The sequence below is a fragment of the Halobacteriovorax sp. GB3 genome (genome assembly GCF_028649655.1).
Lineage (GTDB): Bacteria > Bdellovibrionota > Bacteriovoracia > Bacteriovoracales > Bacteriovoracaceae > BSW11-IV.
In genome coordinates this window covers 646,950-664,865 of sequence record NZ_JAQSLN010000003.1, presented here as the reverse complement: position 1 = coordinate 664,865, position 17,916 = coordinate 646,950, and the positions used below count along the sequence as shown (strand labels likewise).

17 protein-coding genes and 2 pseudogenes are annotated in these 17,916 nt (G+C 37.6%); 11 read left to right on the top strand and 8 right to left on the bottom strand.

The annotated features are described in order from the left end of the window. Nucleotides 1-273: 273 nt before the first annotated feature. From HBN50_RS09460 to HBN50_RS09445, 3 genes and pseudogenes are all read left to right on the top strand, one after another. A pseudogene (locus HBN50_RS09460) lies at nt 274-354 on the top strand (histone protein); the annotation flags it as partial. Nucleotides 355-453: 99 nt separating this feature from the next. Continuing rightward, nucleotides 454-1,899 (top strand): annotated as a pseudogene (locus HBN50_RS17620) (FumA C-terminus/TtdB family hydratase beta subunit); the annotation flags it as partial. A gap of 58 nt (nt 1,900-1,957) precedes the next feature. Continuing rightward, nucleotides 1,958-3,877: an acetoacetate--CoA ligase gene (locus HBN50_RS09445; protein ID WP_273869471.1), complete on the top strand. Its 1,920-nt coding sequence runs from the start codon at nt 1,958-1,960 to the stop codon at nt 3,875-3,877. Nucleotides 3,878-3,908: 31 nt separating this feature from the next. On the opposite strand, the gene HBN50_RS09440 is transcribed toward HBN50_RS09445, so the two are convergent. Continuing rightward, nucleotides 3,909-4,982, bottom strand: a complete 1,074-nt coding sequence (locus tag HBN50_RS09440; RefSeq protein ID WP_273869469.1) for a DUF3943 domain-containing protein — start codon at nt 4,980-4,982, stop codon at nt 3,909-3,911. 229 nt (nt 4,983-5,211) lie between these two features. Here HBN50_RS09440 and HBN50_RS09435 point away from each other — a divergent pair, with 229 nt between their 5' ends. Continuing rightward, entirely contained in the window at nt 5,212-5,994 is a 783-nt protein-coding gene (locus HBN50_RS09435) for a hypothetical protein (RefSeq protein ID WP_273869467.1), read from the top strand. Between the two features lie 29 nt (nt 5,995-6,023). Here the strand turns inward: HBN50_RS09435 and HBN50_RS09430 are convergent, their stop codons facing one another. Then, complete coding sequence (locus HBN50_RS09430; protein ID WP_273869466.1) at nt 6,024-6,476, bottom strand: hypothetical protein; 453 nt, start codon at nt 6,474-6,476, stop codon at nt 6,024-6,026. A gap of 176 nt (nt 6,477-6,652) precedes the next feature. On the opposite strand from HBN50_RS09430, the gene HBN50_RS09425 reads away from it, so the two are divergent. Further along, nucleotides 6,653-7,234, top strand: coding sequence for an outer membrane beta-barrel protein (locus HBN50_RS09425; RefSeq protein ID WP_273869465.1), 582 nt, complete (start codon nt 6,653-6,655; stop codon nt 7,232-7,234). 38 nt (nt 7,235-7,272) lie between these two features. Here HBN50_RS09425 and tgt read toward each other — a convergent pair whose 3' ends face one another. Together tgt and HBN50_RS09415 are read right to left on the bottom strand one after the other, a co-directional pair. Next, nucleotides 7,273-8,421 carry a tRNA guanosine(34) transglycosylase Tgt gene (gene tgt, locus HBN50_RS09420; RefSeq protein ID WP_273869464.1) on the bottom strand — a complete coding sequence of 383 codons (1,149 nt, stop codon included), beginning with the start codon at nt 8,419-8,421 and terminating at the stop codon, nt 7,273-7,275. Between the two features lie 96 nt (nt 8,422-8,517). Continuing rightward, entirely contained in the window at nt 8,518-10,941 is a 2,424-nt protein-coding gene (locus tag HBN50_RS09415) for an FHA domain-containing protein (RefSeq protein WP_273869463.1), read from the bottom strand. A 167-nt stretch (nt 10,942-11,108) separates the two neighbouring features. Between HBN50_RS09415 and HBN50_RS09410 the strand changes: the two genes are divergently transcribed. The 3 genes from HBN50_RS09410 to HBN50_RS09400 all read left to right on the top strand — a co-directional run bounded on the left by HBN50_RS09410 (nt 11,109) and on the right by HBN50_RS09400 (nt 14,260). After that, nucleotides 11,109-12,374, top strand: a complete 1,266-nt coding sequence (locus HBN50_RS09410) for a hypothetical protein (protein ID WP_273869461.1) — start codon at nt 11,109-11,111, stop codon at nt 12,372-12,374. Between the two features lie 165 nt (nt 12,375-12,539). Then, on the top strand, nt 12,540-13,838 hold the full coding sequence (locus tag HBN50_RS09405; protein ID WP_273869458.1) for a DEAD/DEAH box helicase: 1,299 nt from the start codon (nt 12,540-12,542) through the stop codon (nt 13,836-13,838). Nucleotides 13,839-13,858: 20 nt separating this feature from the next. Beyond that, nucleotides 13,859-14,260 (top strand): hypothetical protein, encoded by a 402-nt coding sequence (locus HBN50_RS09400; protein WP_273869457.1) that lies wholly within the window; start codon nt 13,859-13,861, stop codon nt 14,258-14,260. Here the strand turns inward: HBN50_RS09400 and HBN50_RS09395 are convergent. After that, nucleotides 14,235-14,657 (bottom strand): hypothetical protein, encoded by a 423-nt coding sequence (locus tag HBN50_RS09395; RefSeq protein WP_273869454.1) that lies wholly within the window; start codon nt 14,655-14,657, stop codon nt 14,235-14,237. The genes HBN50_RS09400 and HBN50_RS09395 overlap by 26 nt on opposite strands. A gap of 191 nt (nt 14,658-14,848) precedes the next feature. Here HBN50_RS09395 and HBN50_RS09390 point away from each other — a divergent pair, with 191 nt between their 5' ends. From HBN50_RS09390 to HBN50_RS09380, 3 genes are all read left to right on the top strand, one after another. After that, nucleotides 14,849-15,268 carry a hypothetical protein gene (locus HBN50_RS09390; protein ID WP_273869453.1) on the top strand — a complete coding sequence of 140 codons (420 nt, stop codon included), beginning with the start codon at nt 14,849-14,851 and terminating at the stop codon, nt 15,266-15,268. A 128-nt stretch (nt 15,269-15,396) separates the two neighbouring features. Then, nucleotides 15,397-16,047, top strand: coding sequence for a hypothetical protein (locus tag HBN50_RS09385; protein ID WP_273869452.1), 651 nt, complete (start codon nt 15,397-15,399; stop codon nt 16,045-16,047). Between the two features lie 8 nt (nt 16,048-16,055). Continuing rightward, entirely contained in the window at nt 16,056-16,349 is a 294-nt protein-coding gene (locus HBN50_RS09380) for a hypothetical protein (protein ID WP_273869451.1), read from the top strand. Nucleotides 16,350-16,379: 30 nt separating this feature from the next. On the opposite strand, the gene HBN50_RS09375 is transcribed toward HBN50_RS09380, so the two are convergent. The 3 genes from HBN50_RS09375 to HBN50_RS09365 form a co-directional block, all read right to left on the bottom strand. Next, the gene (locus tag HBN50_RS09375) at nt 16,380-16,811 is read right to left on the bottom strand and encodes a TraR/DksA family transcriptional regulator (RefSeq protein ID WP_273869450.1); all 432 of its coding nucleotides are present in this window, start codon (nt 16,809-16,811) and stop codon (nt 16,380-16,382) included. Between the two features lie 196 nt (nt 16,812-17,007). Then, nucleotides 17,008-17,379 (bottom strand): hypothetical protein, encoded by a 372-nt coding sequence (locus HBN50_RS09370; protein ID WP_273869449.1) that lies wholly within the window; start codon nt 17,377-17,379, stop codon nt 17,008-17,010. Further along, complete coding sequence (locus tag HBN50_RS09365) at nt 17,380-17,910, bottom strand: hypothetical protein (RefSeq protein ID WP_273869448.1); 531 nt, start codon at nt 17,908-17,910, stop codon at nt 17,380-17,382. Nucleotides 17,911-17,916 lie beyond the last annotated feature (6 nt).

Below are 17,916 nucleotides of genomic sequence, written 5' to 3'. Positions count from 1 at the left end.
GGAATTGACGCTTAATTTTTATTGAGTGCTCTTCCTATCCAGGAGGTTTTCATGGCAAAGAAAAAGGCCACGAAAAAGAAGACAGTAACGAAGAAGAAAACAGCAAAATCTACTGCAAAGAAGAAAGTTGCTAAGAAAGTAGCAAAGAAAAAAGCAACTAAAAAAGTAGCAAAGAAGAAAGTTACTAAGAAAGTAGCGAAGAAAAAAGCAACTAAAAAAGTAGCAAAGAAAAAAGCAACTAAAAAAGTAGCAAAGAAAAAAGTTGCTAAGAAAGTAGCAAAGAAAAAAGCAACTAAAAAAGTAGCGAAGAAAAAAGTTGCTAAGAAAGTAGCAAAGAAAAAAGTTGCTAAGAAAGTAGCAAAGAAAAAAGTTGCAAAAAAAGTAGCGACGAAAAAAGTTGCAAAAAAAGTAGCGACGAAAAAAGTTGTCGCTAAATCAAATGATAGTAAAAACCTTTTTGATTCTCTCTTAGAACTCATTCGTTCAACTTCTGCAGAGATTCCAAGCGATGTTCAAAAAGTAGTTCTTGAAGCTCTTGATAGAGAAGAAAAAAATACAACAGCTGAATATGCAATGAATATTATCAAAGCAAACATAGAACTTGCTAAGAAAAAATCTCAACCTCTTTGTCAGGATACTGGGACAATTCTTTTCTACGTAAGTCATCCTGTAGGATTTAATCAAACTGCATTCACTAAGGTTGTCCATAAAGCCGTTGTTAAGGCCACTGAAGTTGGATACCTCCGTCAAAACTCAGTTGACTCACTAACTGGGAAGAACGAAACAATGAATATTGGTCCAGGTCATCCTGATATCCACTTTCACGAGCACAGTAAAAATACTGTTGAAGTTAAACTCATGTTAAAAGGTGGTGGATGTGAAAATGTTGGTGCTCAATATTCTCTTCCTAACACTGATTTAGGTGCTGGTCGTGATTTAGATGGTGTTAGAAAGGCCATTTTAGATTGCATTGTAAAAGCACAAGGAAAGGGATGTGGTCCAGGTGTTCTTGGTGTCACTATTGGTGGAGACCGTGGTGCGGGCTATGTATTTTCTAAAGAACAACTTCTTAGAAAACTTGATGATCAAAACCCAGTAGAGGAGCTAAAGAAACTTGAAGAAGATATTGTAGAAACAGCAAATAAACTTGGAATTGGTCCAATGGGATTTGGTGGAAAAACTACTCTTCTTGGATGTAAGATCGGTACACTTAACCGTCTTCCGGCTTCATTCTTTGTTTCAGTTTCTTATATGTGTTGGGCCTTCCGTAGACAAGGTGTAACTCTTAATAAGCAAAACAAAATTAGCAACTGGTTATACTAAGGATTGAAGATGAAGAAATTACAATTTCCATTTAAAAAAGAAGAGATTCTCGACCTACGTGTTGGAGATATGGTTCTCATTTCAGGTAAACTCTTTACAGGTAGAGATGCTGTTCATAAGAGACTTCATGAAGGTGTTAAGCCTCCAGTCGATCTATCAAATCAAATTATTTATCACTGTGGTCCAGTTGTGATCGGTGATAAAGAAGGTGGTTTTGAAGTAAAGGCCGCTGGTCCAACAACTTCAATTCGTGAAGAGCCTTATCAATGGGAAGTCATGAGAGATTACGGAATTGTTGGTGTCATTGGAAAAGGTGGCATGGGACCAAAAACTCTTCAAGGTTGTAAAGACTATGGGGCGGTATATTTTCATGCAATCGGTGGAGCTGCTCAGGTTCTCGCTGAAAAAATTAAGTCTGTTGATAATGTTTATTGGGAAGACCTCGGTTCTCCTGAGGCCATTTGGGAACTAACGGTAGAAGACTTTCCTGTTGTTGTGACAATGGATTCTCACGGTGGTTCTCTGCACGCAAAAGTTCAAGACTCTAGCGAAACTGAACTTAAAAAATACCTTTAATAAATAAAATATTGATTGGCCCTTCTCCTTGAGATGGGCCTTCTTTTTTGGAGAAACCATGGAAGAAAAACTCCTGTGGAGTCCTAGTCAAAGTAGGATCGAGAAAACTCAAATGTACCAATTTGCAAAACGTATGAAAGAGAAAGGTTTTGTTGATACTCTTGATTATAAAGATTTGCATACATGGTCTGTCGAGCACAAAGAATCTTTTTGGACGGAGTTGATTGAGTACTTTGATATTGATATGAACTTTGAAAAAGGTTCAGTCTTAGGTGAGGATAATTTTGAGAGCTACAGTTGGTTTCCTGGAGCAAGTCTCAATTTTGCAAAGAACTTACTTAAAAAGGGGCGTGATGAAAAGATCGCTCTTAATGCCGTTTATGAATCGGGAAAGTCTGTTAAAACAAGTTACAAAGAACTTCGATCGAAGGTCTCTCGATTTCAACAAGCGCTTGATCCTTTCTTTAATAAAGGTGATGTGTTGGCCTGCTACATGCCAAATATTAGTGAAACGGTCATTTCTATGCTTGCGGCCACTTCTTTAGGTGGAACATTCACATCGACTTCTTCTGATTTTGGTGTCGAAGGTGTTGTGGATCGTTTTGGCCAGTCAAGGCCGAAAGTTCTCGTAGCTGCTTGTGGTTATGAATATAATGGTAAGTATTTCGATTGCCTTGATAAGATAAAAAGAATTCAAAGTGAACTTCCTTTCATTGAAAAAATTATTCTCGTAAATTTTACTGGCGGCGAAGTCGATATTTCAGGTATTGAAAATGCCATTATGTTTGAAGACTTTTTGGCTGAAACAGAAAAGGAGTTAAAGTTCGTTGATGTCAGCTTTGATTCTCCACTTTATATTATGTACTCAAGTGGAACAACGGGAAAACCAAAGTGTATCGTTCATAGCACTGGTGGTGTTCTTCTACAGCACGTAAAAGAGTTGGGACTTCATAGTGATCTCAATGAAAATAAAAATATTATGTTCTTTACCACTTGTGGTTGGATGATGTGGAATTGGCTTGTCAGCTCTCTCTATTTCGGAGCGACAACGACTCTTTATGAGGGATCTCCGGCAATACCAAGTCTTAGTGGTTTTTTAGATATTATTAATAGAGAGGAAATTCATATTTTTGGAACCTCTCCTAAGTTCCTAAGGGCCCTTGAAGATAGCGGTGAGGAGATTTCAACATTTGATTCCCTCGAATCGATCCTTTCTACAGGTGCGCCACTTCTTAGTGATCAATACGATTTCATTTATTCTAAAATTAAAAGTGACATCTTAGTTGCAAGTATTAGTGGGGGAACTGATATCATTGGTTGTTTCATGCTTGGTTGTCCTATTCTTCCCGTTTATCGAGGAGAGCTGCAATGTTTAGGTCTTGGAATGGATGTGGCCTGCTTTGATTCAAATGGAAAGGCCCTTATTGAAAAAGAAGGGGAGCTTGTTTGTCGTCAAACTTTCCCAAGTCGTCCTCTCTACTTCTTAGGAGATGATAAGGGAGAGCGAATTAGAGATGCTTACTTCAACGCTTTCAAAGATACTTGGCACCATGGTGACTTTATTACCTTAACTAATAGAGGGACTGTTATTGTTCATGGGCGTAGTGATGCAACGTTAAATCCTGGTGGTGTTCGAATTGGTACTGCCGAGATTTACAGACAAACTGAAACGCTTTCTTACTTAGAAGATTCTATTTGTGTTGGTAAGCAGATTGACGGTGATGTTGATGTGTATCTCTTCGTTAAAATGATTGATGGAGAGAGCTTAACAGATGAGCGTATCGGTGAGATTAAGACGCTGATAAGAAAAAATACGACACCAAGGCACATGCCTAAGGTTGTTCTTCCTGTGAAAGGAATTCCCTATACAAGAAGTGGTAAAAAAATGGAATTAGCTGTTAGTCGACTGATTAATGGTAAAGAGCTCACGAATATTGAAGCTGTCTCAAATCCAGAATGTTTAAGCGAGTACAAATAAAAAAGGCCCATTTAATGGGCCTTTTATTTTTTTAGAATTTTAATTCGAATCTAACTCCGATAACTGGTTCGGAATGATTATTTTGCCCATCATAAAACTGCTGGCCAGGGTTATAGAACCAATGCGTGTTGGCCTCTTTAAAAATTTCCGCTTCAAATAGTCCATTAACACTATCTAAAAGGGCACCTGCAGGGTCCATAAGTCCAAGAGCTACAGAGCCTAGCTTTTTTGATCCTAGAAGTTCGCCTTTATTATCTTTAATCTTCTCTTCCCATTTGATGAAGGCTTCACCAAGAAGAGAACCAAGAATAGGTGTAATCAAAAGGTCTTGAATAGACGGAACTTCAGCAAAGGCCTCAAGTCCATATTCCCAAAAGAAAGTAGACATAAGAACACTATAACCAAATGATTGCATTTGATTTAATCCTGCGTGTCTTGCGACAACATAGTAAATCGCACCTGAGTATGAGTGACCAATATAGTTAATCGCCCAGTGGTCTTTGTCTTGAACTGGTCCTTCTTTGATATTTTCTTTATACTTATTGCCAAGATTATTCATCTCATCTTTATCCCAATTCGTAACACTTTCTGGGAGGAGGTAGAGAAAGCCAATCATCCCCGCACCGAGGACAGAGAAGTTTCTTGTCTGTCTTAACATCGTTTTTGTTTTAGGATTCATATCGCCAAATTCAATCGGACGACGTTGCTCACCATCAACTATAATAACTGAACTATAAGGGTTCTCTTTATCGAGATCACACATGCTCTGAGTTTGAGCGAGAGCTTGTCCTTTATTTTCTAATTCTTCTTGAATGGCACGACAGGCCTTTTGATCGCGAGTATCAATAGTGATGACTCGACCTTGTGAGAACTTTCTTTTTTGTTCGTTCTCTTGTTGGATATTGTCGTTAATTTCTTCCCATTTTTCTTTTGAGACAAATGAAGACATTGGATTAAACATCCATTCACGTTGTTCTTTGATTTGCCTTTGCTTTTCTAGCTCTTGTAAATGCTCTTTAGAGCCAAATTTAAAGTCTAAATCAGCGGAAAAACCTGTGATTGATTGGGCCAATAGAAGGCCGGCCAAGAGTGCTTTCACTTTCATAATTATCCTCATTTCTTCGAGTTTTGTTTATTTTGTAAGATTTTTTTGTTTTGTTCAGTCTGTTTGAAGAAAACACAGAGTCTGTTTAAAAACTAAACAAACATTTTCTTACAGACACGTACAAACGGTAAGTTACACAGCGTCACTTCAGATAGAAATTACAAGTCGATTTTCTATTCATGAATAAATTTTTATTTATTAATAAATATTTATTCTTTGAGGGGGGAATATGTTGAAAGCTGCTTATCTGTTCAGTGCTATCATTCTTTTATCTTTGAGTTCTAACTCGCACGCAAGTACTACTTCAACAAATAAAAGGGCCTTTTGCTCAGATAGAAAATCAAGTAATTACATTAAAAGTTTAGCTCAAACAAGAAAAGCGAATATGTCTTTTATAAATCGCGGAGGAATCGGCAATGCTGGGGTATGCTGGTGGCACTCTCGTTTTGTTAGAAATGCTCTTTATTTGACTTACTATCGCTCTGATCTACCAAGGCCATCAGATAGACAGGCCAAGAAAATAATCAAAAAAATTAGGAAAGGAAAATCAGTTGTTATGATTCCTGGTTTTAGAGACTTTCGTGAGTTTTCAAGAGAGTATGAAGACTTGATTCAAAAGCAACTTGAAAAGTGGCAATTATTTGATGGTTTGATTGCTCAGCAATGGGTCGTTGGACTTAGTGGTAAAAGTGAGGTTAAGGAAGAGAAGCTTCAAAGTATGATGGAAGAGCTTTATTCTTATGTTGTCGGTGGAAAAAATATTGCTTATCAAAAACTTCAGATTAAAGGAATTGATGCTCACTCTTGGTTAGTTGTTGATATGAAAAAGAGGGCCTATGGTTACGATCTCTATATCATTGATAGTAATTTCTACAATTCTCCGATCAGATATACTTATAATTACGGTGATACGTACTTTACTCACGCTCAATATGGGAATTTTGTCCCTTACTTAGAAAAAGAAAAAGAGTTAACGCGTCTAAAGAAAACTGTAGCGAAGTTTTGTCGATAAAAAAAAGGCCAGATTAATTCTGGCCTTTTTTATTTGCAAAATTGTTTTGGTTTTAATTTATTTGTAAGTTCGCAGTATCCATACCATTCTCCGCGATCATAGTATGAGTAGCCAAAGAACCATTTAATGTGAGTTTTCTTCGTGTTTGGCCACACTTCATTTGCGAGTACTTCTGGGATTTCTCCATCAACACTATAGCACCAACCATGAGATCTCATTGTTTCATCACTAAGAATTTCCATCGCATCAAGACCTGTGGGTGTGTTTAGAATAGAATTCATCCCCACATCGTTTCCTATAAAAGGGACGTTGTATTTTTGGAAAAGTTCAACGCTTATTTGTCCAATCGATTTTTTTAGATCGTTGATCTCCATCTCGCCTGTGTAAATTGGAGTCTCTTCACAGGGTCCAATTACTTCGAAAGTGATGGCCTTTGAATATGTAGAAAATGTTAAGAGTGCTAACAAAGATAGTAATTTCATGAGTTCTCCTTTTTACTGAGAGCTTTATAGAAAATGATCACTGATTTGGCAAACGAGTTGTTTTGTAATTTCAGTGTGTTAGAATAAAAGAGAGCAAAATTGGCCCCTATTATCTAAGATTTACTCTCAAGGTAAAATAAAGCTTAGAAGAGAGAATTAATATTCATGGAGGATATATGAAAAAGTTATTACTTGTTCTTTGTGCGACGTTGATGGTTAACGCGCAAGCTGGTGTTCTAGTTGAGCCTTATCTAGGTTACCGTTTAGTTTCTGGTGAAGATTCTAATTCATCTAAAACTGAATATGATTACAATGGATCAGTTATTGGTGGACGCCTTGGTTACCAATTTCTAGGTTTCATGGGTGGTCTTGATTATTCAAGAGGACTAGGAGCCTATGAGTTAGAGCAAAAAGATAGTTCTGGGACTTCTAAAAATGATTATACGCAAAGCTCTTTTGGACTATTTGCTGGTTATGAGCTTCCAATTCTCTTAAGAGCATGGGTTACTTACTGGATGAGCAATAAGCTTGAAGGTGATAGCGGAGCTGTTAATGGAGATGAATTCAATGGTAGTGGTTATGGACTTGGAATTGGTTTCACAGGACTTCCATTTGTTTCTCTAAACCTTGAATACCGTAATATGACGTACGATGAATTTTTTGATAAAGCAGCAGGGACAACGACTGCTCTTAGCGGAGATTCTGAGATTGGAATGAGTGAAATTCTTCTTTCTGTTTCTCTTCCACTTGATTTCTAGAAAAACAAAGGCCCCTATTTTGGGGCCTTTTTTTATTCTTACTTTTCTTTGTTATTTTCTTTGAGATATCCTTCTAGAAATTCTTTTTTAAATTCTAAAAATCTATCTTCTAAAATTGCTTCACGCGCTTTTTCAGCTAGCCCTTTGTAGAAGGCGATATTGTGAGTTGTCGTAAGTGTTGCTCCCAAGATCTCGTTAGAGTCGAAAAGGTGCTTAACATAACTTCTCGTAAAGTTTTGGCAAGTATAGCAGCTGCAATTTGGTTCTACTGGAAAGAAGTCACGACGATAGTTCTTGTGACGAATTCTAATTTTACCTCTATTTGTAAAGAGCGTACCACCACGAGCAAATTTCGTTGGAATGATACAGTCACTCATATCAATTCCATTTTCCCAAATCATGAGAAGGTCTTCTGGATTCCCTACACCCATAACGTATCGTGGCTTATCCTCAGGCATAAGAGGTGCAGTGAAAGAGACAATCTTTTCCATGAGCTCAGGGCCTTCACCGACAGAAACACCACCAATGGCATACCCAGGTAAGTCGCGGTCAATAAGTTCTTTGACACACTCTTTACGGTATTCATCATACGTCGAACCCTGAATAATTCCAAAAAGCGCTTGCTTAGGATTTGTCCAAGCTTCAATACAGCGGTCAAGCCATCTGTGAGTTCGATCAATCGAAGTCTTCGTGTACTCTTTTGTAGCAGGAAATGGAATGCACTCATCAAATGCCATCATAATATCAGAGCCGAGATTTTGTTGAATTTCAATACTCGTTTCTGGTGAAAGGAGTACTTTCTTACCGGCCTGGTCTCTGAATTCAGCACCTTCTTCTTTGATGCTTTTCTTTTGTAGTGAGAATACTTGAAATCCACCTGAGTCTGTCAGAATTGGTCTTGGCCAACTCATCCACTTATGAAGTCCACCGGCCTTTTTAATAAGGCTAGATCCTGGAGATAAGTGAAGGTGGTAAGTGTTAGAAAGGATAATTTTCGTATCCATTTCTTCGAGCTCTTTTGGTTGAAGAGCTTTCATGGCCCCATGGGTTCCAACTGGCATAAAGACAGGTGTAGGAATTGATCCATGTGGAGTGTGAATAATCCCCGCTCTGGCACCACTGTTCTTGTCTACGTGAACGAGTTCAAAGCGAAAGTGTTCTTTTACTTGGTCTTGAATCTTGGTCATTTTCTATCCATTTCAATAAGTTGTGGCGAGACATTAACATGCAATGTCTTTGCTCGCCACAACTTTTGTAGGAAATACTCTTAGATAAAGGCTTAGTTACTCTAGGGCCAAAAGTCCCTGGAGTTCTTGAAATTCTGGAGAGTTAATGACTTCTCCCTCGGAAAAGAGCTCTTGAAAAAGAGAGATGAGTTCTTTGAGATGCCCTTTAACTATTTTTTGTTTGCGAGTAGGCTCTTTAGCAAACTCAATGGACTTCATTTTATCCTTATAAAACTCAACAAAAAGTTGAAGTTCTTCACTCGTTGGCTCCTCTTGCTTCTCTTTATAAAGAGAGACAAGATGAGAGAGTTTAAATGGTGTTATCTGAACTGTTTTAAGCGCTTTATTGGCATAGAGTTCTGCATTGGCAAAGAGATGCTCTGCTAACAAGAGTGCATGCTCAGGATTGATACTGTAGTCGAGAGTGTAGTTTTCAATTTTATTATTTCTAACAAAGAAAACTGAGTACTGTGACTCCTGCTTAATATAAAAAGAAAAGACTTTGAAGCCCTTTGCTTGAAAGACTTCTAATTCATAATCAGAGAAAACACCAATCAGTTGAAGGATAGAGCTCTTTAATTCATAAAGCCTTTTGAGTTCTGGACCTTGTGAAAGAATGACATCAATTAGTGAATCGATCGAAATATTAAAAGCACTATAAATAATCTCTTCTATTTCACGATCGCTAACTTTCGATGAGCTATTCTGGTCTATGGCCTCAGAAAGATTAGGGCTTGTTAAAGAGAAAAAGAAGTTTCCGTCTTTAAAGTTATTTATCGTATTGAGTACGGCAAGTGAGTTCTTCTTTTTAATACCGGCTCTTTTTAATGAATTTTTACGGTAAAAATCAAGTCCAGCTGTCGTTTGAAGACTTCTACCGACACGAGGGAAGACTTCGTATTGATCGAGTTCAAAAGCACTTGTGAGATCGAGGATCTCGAGGCGGTTTGGCAATTCACTCCTAGGCACCATTTTGAAGTTTCTTATTTTTGCTGGTTTAGAATTCATTCCATTGTTTAAAAGAAATGGAATTTCTAGTGGTAGAAAGATAACAAGAATTGCTGGTACAAAACCAAGATATTTAAAGAGAAGGTTACTAAAAGATATTGGCGCTACTGAGACAAGTTCTTTAACCGTCTTCTTTTTAATTATCGCTGGTAAGTCAAATATGACAAAGAAGAAAGTAAACATGCCTAGGAATGTTCTAAAGAATGCTTTAATTCTTTTTGAAACACCACTGCCATTTGTCTTTGCACCAAAGAAAGTTAAAGGAAGACTAATTCCAAAGAGTAGGGACCAAAGAAGCTCTAAGGCGAAGTATATGATGATAAATTGTAAAACACCTTCACTTAGAACTTTTGTTGATAAGGTGTTGTAGAAAACTTGCGGGAGAAGGTCTTCAAAACCTAGAGATGAAAGTGCTCCGCGAGAGGTTTTAACGAGCTCTTTCATTGTCGATTGATCAATCTTTAAACCGAGCTCACCAATCATCAAGTGTGTAAGCGAGAAGTTTGCTAAAATTGAAAGAAGTCTAGGAATAAAACCTACGATATCAAGTTCATTTGTTACTTCGGCATTTTCTAATACTTCTTCAGCTACTTTTGGTTTTTTATTGCTCTTTTCTAACTTAGGCACATCTCTGGTCTTCATATTTTTGAGACGGGCCTTAGAAGGAATCTTGCTATTTTTTAGACCAAGTGGTTTTGCAGGTTCTTCGGACTTCTTTTTCTTCTTAGATTTAGGATCTTTCTTTAAAGCTTTGTGAATGATTGAAGTAACCGATTCAAAAAATGAAGTAGAGCTTGAGTAGTCCTCATCATCATCTTGATCATCGATTGAATCGTGTTGAATCGATGGCTCACTTAGGCGATCTTCAACTTCTTTTTCAGCTTTTTTTAGAAGATTTGCTCCCGTGCTTGTGGCCTTTGTTGGGCCAGTTCTTTGAGCTTTAACAGGAATTTCATCTTCTTCATCTTCCTCACTTAGATTTCTAGGAAGTTCATCCGTTTCATCAAATTCATTCTCATCAGTAAAAGCACTTGAACTTTCTGATTGCTCTTCCAATTGATCGTGCTCATCATCAACGATTGGCCGATCAATAGATTCTTCTTTTAGTTGTTGTAGTTCTTCTGGAAAGAGGTTACGAACAAGTGTGCTATCTGGTAGCTCTTCTTCCTCTTCGATTCGCACAATAATATCAATCTTATCAATCTTAATTTTATCACCGCTATCGAGTGCATATTTCTTACCCTTTTCAAGGGCGGTTTTTTCAAGATAGATTGTAGGGTTGTCACTTCCACACTGGATGGTAAGGACTCCTTGCTTATTGAGAAAGAGACAGTGAATTGGAGAGAGTGCAAAATCTCTTAAATGAATTTTGCAACGGGCATCACTTCCAAGAGCGATTTTCTTTTCGATTTCATATCGAACTGGTGCTTGACCAGGCAGACGTATTTCTAGAACGTAATGTTCGCTATTCATGAATTAATGACCTTCTTCCTTGAGTGATCTACTCTTTAATTTTTCCAAAAAAGCCCCTCTTTTACAAGTAATCTTACGCTCTTAAGAGAATTTTTCCGCCTAGCACTAACGATTTTTTAGCCGGATAATGAAACGGTAAGTTAGAAAACAAATTTTTTGGAGATTTTATGAGAAATTGGAAGAACCTCGCTCTCGGTGGGGCCCTTTTGTTGTCAACACAAACACTCTCTTATGATGTAGTTGATCGCTACAAATTATTAGAAGACAAGTTTAAAACGGAAGAAATGCTACGTCCTTATGGTCATGACTTTCTCTTTGACATTAGTGCCTATGCTAATAAAAACCTTCTTGATCTCGTTGATGATGTTGACTCAGTAGGGGATGCGGGCGATACGAATGCTCAGCTTAATGAGGCCAATCGCGTTCTAGAAAAATATGACAAAACAGAGCAATCACTTCGTTTGAATGCACAATTTGGAATTCCACTTTTTACGTTCCATGCTTTTGGAGCAAAGATTGTTCCTGATTTCAGATTTGGTGCTCAATTTGGTGCTAATATCGGAATTCGCTCTGATGAGCTTTCTCGTCAACTACTTGTTGATCTCTTCGACCTTTCACCTGAAATTGAAGAAAAAATCCTCGCCATGGATGATACTCAATTTACGAAGTTGAAAAACGGTACTTATACAGATGTTGAAGACCTTCTTCTCGATCTAGGTGTTGACTCTCGTATCGCTGCAGAGTTTGACGGAGACCAAGTTCCAGGTTCTGGAACTTCAAGTGTTCCAAACTTAGCCGTCTTCACTAAACTAGATGTAAAGGCCGGACTTCTTTTTAATGTTTTCAAAAATGAGTGGTTTGGTCATTGGAATCTTTACGGACTTCATAGAACAGACTTTTTTAGAAGACTTGATGCTAAGACGATCGTTAACGGTGACGATGTTCTAGGTGGACAAGATGAACTAAACTCACAGGTCTTCCTTGCAACTGACTTAATGGTTGGAAAGTCATTTTTAGAAACATACCGCGCCTATCTTGCTATTGAAGAAATTGAGATTGCAAGACTCTCTGATAATGTTGATAAGGCCGGTGAACTTACTTATGAACTCGACCCACTAATTAGACTACACGCCGATGCGCGCTTTTCTTGGAAAGGTCTCTCTCTTATGCCTTTTTTAGGAGTTCACAAGAGATCTGGCTATGGATTTGCTGATGGCCTTTATGCCGGTACTGATCTTGGTGCCCACGTATGGGGAGATCGCTTAGGTATTACTTTTAGAACGATCCTAGATAATGAGCACATTACATTGTCTCCGCAGTTAAAGCTTTGGTTCATGCAATTCCAGTACTCTCTTAAACAACCAATCAGTTCAACTGTTGATGATGTAAAGACAAGTACTATGCACTCGGTGAACGTACGCTTTTTCTTTTAAATAAAATAAATATTGTGGAAGGGACCTCGTTGGTCCCTTTTTTTTGCCTATTTCAGGTGTTTAGGACAAGTAATTCTTTTGCAGTGCATTTTAATCATTGATAAATGCCTAAATTCTTGATACTCCTCCCTTTGAATTTAAAGACTTATCAGTAAGGAAATGTATATGAAAAGCTTTTCAGATCTTCTAAAAATCGAAGAACTAAAGGCCTATTTGAAAGAATATGGTTTTAAAACTCCAACAGAGGTTCAACAGAAAGTTATTCCGCTTATTGGCGAGAATAAATCTGTTTGCGTTCTCGCACAAACGGGAACGGGGAAAACTCTCTCTTATGCTTTGCCAGTTGTTGAGCGACTCAAGCTTACAGAGAAGGGTTTAGAGCAAAAAAAGGCATCACCTCGTGCCATTATTTTACTTCCAACAAAAGAGCTAACGTTTCAGGTTCAAGGCGTTTTAAAAGAGATTTCTCATCACGCTAAATTACGAATCAGAACAATGGTTGGGATGGATAAGTCCAAAAGAACATCGAATATGAAAGATGAATTCGTCGATATTCTCGTTGGTGGTCCTGGAAAGATTAGACAGGCCCTTGCTAAGGGTGAAATTTCAGCAAAAGATTGTAAGTATCTCATCCTCGATGAGGCCGATCAATTACTTGATATGGGTTTTACAAGAGATATTAATGAGATTTATTCTCACTTTGAATGGTCGGACACACTCGTTGGACTAATCAGTGCCACAAGACCTGCTAACTTTGATGAATTTGTTGAAGCGACATTTAGAAAAGTCGACTTCTACGATGTTGAACTCTCAGATGCTCACTCAATAAAACAAAGTCATGAGACGTTCAATATTCATTTGGCCTTTAATGAAAAAGTGGCCATGACAGAAATGTTCTTACAAAAAGAAGCCAAGGGTAGTGGGATTATTTTCTTAAATAGAAAAGAGCAGGCCGAGGCCCTTCATGGAACACTTGTTAGTAAACTTCCAAAAATGAATCTCTCTCTAATCCATGGTGATATGTCGCTTAAAGAAAGAGAAGATAGTATTAAAGAATTTAGAAAAACAGGTGGAGTACTGATTGCAACAGATATCGTTGCTCGCGGTCTTGATATTAAGAAGCTTTGCTGGGTTCTTAACTATGACCTTCCTTTTGAAGCTGTTTACTACATCCACAGAGCTGGTCGTGTTGGACGTGCCGCTGCAAAAGGGCTTGTTTATAACTTTATCACTTCAAAAGACTTTGCTCTGATTAAGAGAATTAACGAATCGATTAGGAATCAAACTGCTCTTAAATTAAGTGCTCTGAAGGAAAATAAAGGTCCCCAAAAGAAGCCACAGAAAAAGACAACAACGGCTCCTAAGGCACCGCCTAAGAAAAAGATGAGAAAGAAAAAAGACCTAAGATTTGTCGATCAAAAGGTTAAGAGGGTTAAAAAAGGCCCACGCTACAAAAGAAAATAAGACTTTGATAAAATAAGGCCATGAGAAAATTAATCATGGCCTTTTTTATTTTAAATACCTGTATCAGTTGTTCTGAAGATTCTCCCACCTATACGCCGCTAGAGCTCTACGACATTGCCGTAAAGTATGATTCCGAAATTTCACAGGTACGTTTAAATGATTTAAATAGACCCAATTGTCTTGAGTACTCAGAAGGCTGCATTCAGGATTTTGTATTTCGCTATAAAGTCAGAAAAGTTGAAATGTCCGTCATCATGTTTGATACCCAAGAGAATGCTAAGAAGGCCGCTTTTAAAGTCGGACAATATTATGTGAGAAATTGGCTTTTCGATGATGTTGCTGGAGAGCCAGTACTGGAGCACTTTGTAACAGATGCCTTCAAAGCACAGAGGCCCACTAAAGATGATTTCCTAAAAGAATAGGGGACTTTTTAAAAATAGATTCAAATAGATCTATTCTCTTTTCCCACTCTTTTATCAATTCACTAGATTCTCTTTGTTCTTTTTCTAGTTCACTTAGCGTTTCTTTAAATAAAACAACCCAGCGACCGAGCTCGCCTTGGCGTATCTTTAAGTACTCATGCTTCTTTATAAGATTAAAAGGCCTTTCATTTTCCTGAAGTTTTTCACCTAGAAGTTGCATTCTCCAAAAGCGCTCAATGATTGGAAGGTGAGAAGCGAAGGCCTCCATTGGTGGTTTTAGGATATTTTCACCTTGAAATTCTTGAATCTTTCTAAAGTGATGCCCTATAAGGAAATCAGCCGTGGCCTTTTCGTAAAATCGATAAACAACGTCTTTTATCAGCTCTTTTTCGTTCATTTTAATACTTTATCATTTGGGCCACTTAAAAACGACGGACAAATTTGAAATTTGTCCACAGAATTTGTGAACACTTAGGACAATGTCTCTTTAAATGAGCAAATTTCTCATTTTTTTTGAAAGTCCTTTTTCTTGAATGCATAAATGCCTCATCACTTTTTACAACAACAATCGAAATCAACAGGAGATTTATGATGAAAAAAATTATGGCAGTAGCACTTCTTGTACTTGGAACTCAAGCAATGGCATTCGTTGAAACTTCAGCGAACACAGTTCTTTTCCCTGGTTCAATCGTTAAAATCACAGACACTTGTTTAAACGCTGATGGTGATCTAAGAACTAACTTTAAAGTTCAACAGTACAAAATCATTCGTAAGAAAAACAATGATGTTTATATCCCAACTGTAAAAAAATATCTTACAACTTCTGTAGATTATACTCAGAGAGTTTGTGTTGATTATGGAAAAGAAAACTGTAAATCATGGGAAACTGTTTACAAAACATACCCAATGACTTCTACAGTTGATTACTATGAAGTTAAGCGTGGAAGAGAAAGAGATGTTAAAAAATATCTTTACTCTGTAGAATTCACTGTACCAGCTTGTAAGTAATCAGAATTCCATATCTCGTATTGTGTTTTGGCCTTCCGTCCCTGGAAGGCCTTTTTATTTTAACTAGACTGTAAAGCTCGGATAAAGAGTGACCGATAGGAATACTAGGGTATTTCAAAGGGGCACTTATGAAGAAGCTAATCATTGCTATCTCGCTTTTTACATTTCAAGCATTCGCTCTAGAGGTAAAAAGTGTGGCCGGCGGTTCTTGCTGGGTTCAAGAGCTAGAAGATTCCATTAAAATTGCATCTTTCAATAATTCAATTTCTACAAATTTATCAAATCCCATGCTCGGTCAACTCATTGGCGACATTTCAGCGAAAGACCATCTCATAGGCCCAAGTGGGAATAATCAATTCTTTGTTCACTGTGGAAGTTTTGGAGCAAGACTCGTGATGAATTTAGAATCGACTCAAGGGAGAGTTTGTGTTTGGACAAATTTTGATGAAAGTGGAATTGAAAGTCATGAAGTTGGTTATTTAAAAAAGAATGAACTTGGTGCCTGTGATGGTTATTTGAAAAACGAATTCCTTCTTGGTCTAACAAGTGATGAGCAAAAAAGAGAAGAAGTGCTTAAGCATTTAGAAAAAAAATATCAGCATGACTTTAAGCTGATTGCCCTTACAAAGACTCTCTATAAAGTCATAAGAGTAAATGAGAGTTTTGACATTGAGGAGATAGGTCGTATCTACGGAGTGAAGTATATTGAACGCGTTATCATTAATCATCCCGTCGGGGAATTTCACTTACTTGAAAATCTCACAACTCAAGTATTTTAAGGAGGGTTATGCATCTTAAGAAAGTATTATTTGCTTCATGTCTCATGAGTGCGCTTGCTTTTAGTGTCGCAGCAAAAGAAGAGAAAATGACTTTTGATCAAAAAAAAGAAAAGGCCATGTCTCGTTTGGATAAGCATATAAAAATGTTAAGTGAGTTAAAAAGTTGTATTCAAGGAGCTAAAGACAAGTCGGCGATGAAAGCCTGTCGAAAGAGTCATAAGTCGCAAATGAAAGAGATGCGAAAATCTAGTGGTGGTGGAAAGAGGCATCGCCAAAGAAACAAACAAGAATCTGACGAATAAAAAAAGGCCCAATTAAATGGGCCTTTCTTTTTATCTTTTACCGATTTCTGAAAGAGTCTTTCCAAGGGACTTTGATCTTTTCAAGAAGAAGTTACTCTTCTCGTTAAGTTCAGACTCTTCTTTACATGAAATACAAAGCTCTGCAGTTGGTCTTGCTATGAGTCTTTCATAGGCAATCTCAGCATCACAGTCTTCGCAAAGACCATAAGTACCGTTTTCAACTTTCGTAAGAGTTTTGTTGATTTTCTTTAAATAGAAATTTTCTCTGTTTTTGAAACGAATTTCATGTGCTGTTTGCACGTTGATGCTCGCTTCGTCTACAGGGTCTGACAATTCGTTTTTGTCGAGATGATAAGTGTCTTTTTCACTGATGTTGTTGAGAATTCTTTCTTTGTCCCCAAGAAGCTTGTCCTTAAGGCTTTTGATTTGTTCATCACTCAGATACTCGTTTTCTCTGGTCATGAGTCCTACTCCTGTTAGTTGTTGTCTGTGTGTGTAAGTATATTTTTTCCAATGACTAAGGCTTACCGCTTTCATTCGTCCCTAAATGAAATTCCTTGCATTAACCCAAGCTAATCCATTGGATAATTTTAATTGATAAATTACTGGCCGATAAACATTCCGTAAAAGATATAATTCTTACAATGAATTACATTTCTTACATTTGTATCGGAGGAGGGAGTGGTGATGGGAATTTTGCTTCGCAGTAAGGGCAGAATTTCCAGAATTGAACGTCAATTTGACGCTTACAGCCTTCACACTGAATATTGTATTCCAAGTCTTCAAAAACCTCTTGGCCACCAACAAAGATGTCAACTCTTACAGCGCGAATGGTTGTTGGGTGGGCAAGATAGCCACCTGGAACAAGAGGGTCGGCCTTAAATTTAGCAGGTGAGATACTCTTATCTGGTCGAATATTTACTTGGACAACTTCATCGGGGCTTTGTTTAAAGTGAGCTTGTCCTGTTGCACTCTTTGCGCGCATGAGACGCTCGTACATCATTTGGTTTTCAAAGTCCTTATCTTTCACTTAGTGACCCCATCTCTTTTCTAGCATCTCAATAATTTGAAAGATGGCCTTTCTGTGTTTATTAAACCTTTCAAAGAAGTTTGGTTTCATGGCAAAGATCTTCTTTTTAAAAAAAAGGCCCTGAGAGCCAATGGATTCAATAATTCTGAGAGTCCATTCGACGACTTCTGGATCATCGTGCTCGAGAAGGCGCTCTAGTAGCTGGAGGTGAGACATTTCTAACCTATGGCCATCTTTGAATCTCGCTTCGGCCACTTGCTTTTGAAAAGTTCCAAGTAGAAAAATGATGGCCTCGCTATCAGTGAATGTTTCAAAGCTTTTTAAAATGAACTCTTCAAAGCGTCGTGTTGTTGTTTGAGTGTTATCTAAGATACACAGAACTTTCATAAGAAGTTCTCGATCACTTTGTGATAAGCACTGCGAGTAGGACTCGTAAATGTCATCAAGTACTTGCTCATTGAGTTTTACAAGAGGACGCTTACCATTTTTAAGATCATTGATTATTGATTGATAGAGTTCGTTAATTTTCATGAACTC